This window comes from Sphingomonas lacusdianchii, assembly GCF_022664395.1.
Lineage (GTDB): Bacteria > Pseudomonadota > Alphaproteobacteria > Sphingomonadales > Sphingomonadaceae > Sphingomonas > Sphingomonas lacusdianchii.
Genome location: NZ_JAKRET010000068.1, coordinates 1 through 1,529, shown reverse-complemented (window position 1 = coordinate 1,529; position 1,529 = coordinate 1). Strand labels below are relative to the sequence as shown.

General features: G+C 68.0%; 1 protein-coding gene and 1 pseudogene. Both read right to left on the bottom strand.

The annotated features are described in order from the left end of the window. Positions 1-644: 644 nt before the first annotated feature. Complete coding sequence (locus MF607_RS22475; RefSeq protein ID WP_242122387.1) at positions 645-1,106, bottom strand: hypothetical protein; 462 nt, start codon at positions 1,104-1,106, stop codon at positions 645-647. 196 nt (positions 1,107-1,302) lie between these two features. Next, positions 1,303-1,529: pseudogene (locus MF607_RS22470) on the bottom strand (DUF736 domain-containing protein); the annotation flags it as partial.

Here is a 1,529-nt window from a genome sequence, read left to right as displayed (position 1 = left end):
CGCCATCTCGCTTCCCTCGATGAACGAGCCCTCGTAGGTGCGCTGCACGCGCTCATCCGCCCTCGTCTCGTCGGCGATCTGCATCGCGCGGGTGTCAGCCATCGTGCGGGCGAGATCCGAGAAGTTGCTGAACTTGGTCATGAGAGCCTCCATGAGTTGAAATCTCACCTCTTGGTGAGGTCTCTCACACGGCATGCGGCGGTCAGGGCCGTCAGGGACGTTAACCGGGAAGCCGCGCCTGCTTGCAGGCGTGGACCCCGGTTAACGCTCGCGAGTGGGGGAGCCGATTTTCTCGTGGTCGGCCCGCAGGGTCGGCCGCGTGAAAATTGGGGGCACCGCTCGTCCTTGACGGCTCGCCAACCCCGCATGCCAAACTTGGACTAACAGAAAGATAGATATTTGCGGTGGTACGCCGCCCGGATCGAGCGAGGGCCGGCAGTCGCGCGCCATCAGGCGCGCGGCTGCAAAGCAGCGAGGAAGCGCCCGTATGGGCGCGACCGATGCTGCTGGCGGCCCTCGCTCGATCCGGGCGGCGTTCAGCGAGGGATCGTCACCCGTCAGGGCGGAGACCCGCGGCACGCGGGGCTCCGGGAGGCCCGTAGGGCCGACTAGAGCCCGGTCCCGCCCCATAAGGGCGGGCGCCCCTACCCTCTTCCTTCTTCCCCTTCTCCAGCCTCGCCAGCGCCAAATCCATCATCGTCGGCGCGCTCCCATCGACTCCAGTCCTCGTAGTCCGGCGGGGCCTCTGGTCCCGGGTCGTCGCGGTCAGCGAAATCGTCCTCGGGCGCGACCTGGCGATCGGTCTCGGCCGTTGCATCGGCGGGATCGACATCGCGCCAGCACGCTGAATCGCAGTGAAGGATCGGGATCTTGCGGTGGATTAGCGGAATGCCGTCGATGAGCAGGGGACGCGTCGCGAGACGCTTGCACGGCTCGTTGCGGCAGTTCCGGAACCCGCAGGGTGCTGCGAGCGGCTCGATGGCGCCGCAGGGCTCGCCGGCATCCGCGGCCGTTTCCGGCTCGGGATCGGGTGGTGGTGTAGGCGGAGCTGGCGGCACCGGATCGGGATCAAAGAGGTCCGATTGCGTGTGCATGGTGATCCTCATGAGCAAGGTGCATTGCACATGCACCGCGGGTTGGGACGCCGAGCGGGGGCACGCGAAAGGGCGGCACGTCAGTGCCGCCCCTTCTTCTTCCTGTTCGGTAGAGTCCGGGCAATACGCTGGTGAGGCTGAGTCCCGTCAGGAACGGAAAAGGGGACCGCCTCGACAGAGGCGATCCCCCTTCTCCGGGCAGGCCCCGTTAGGCGACCGGTTCGACGGGTGCCGTGGTCGCGCCGAGGCCGTCGTCCTGCGTGCCTGCGCCGCCATCGACCGGGCTGCCATCGGCACCGAAGGGCGGTGCCAGATCGTCCTCGCTCTTGACGCCGAGGGCGGCACCGACGTCGCGGCGACGCTGCGCGCGCTGCCACACGATGTTGTACGAGCCGTCGTCCTGGCGGAAGGCCGAGACCTGGAGCGGGGCGGCGA

Excerpts from the sequence above, each read along its gene's own strand:
- MF607_RS22475 (WP_242122387.1), bottom strand. The coding sequence starts at position 1,106 with ATGAGGATCACCATGCACACGCAATCGGACCTCTTTGATCCCGATCCG.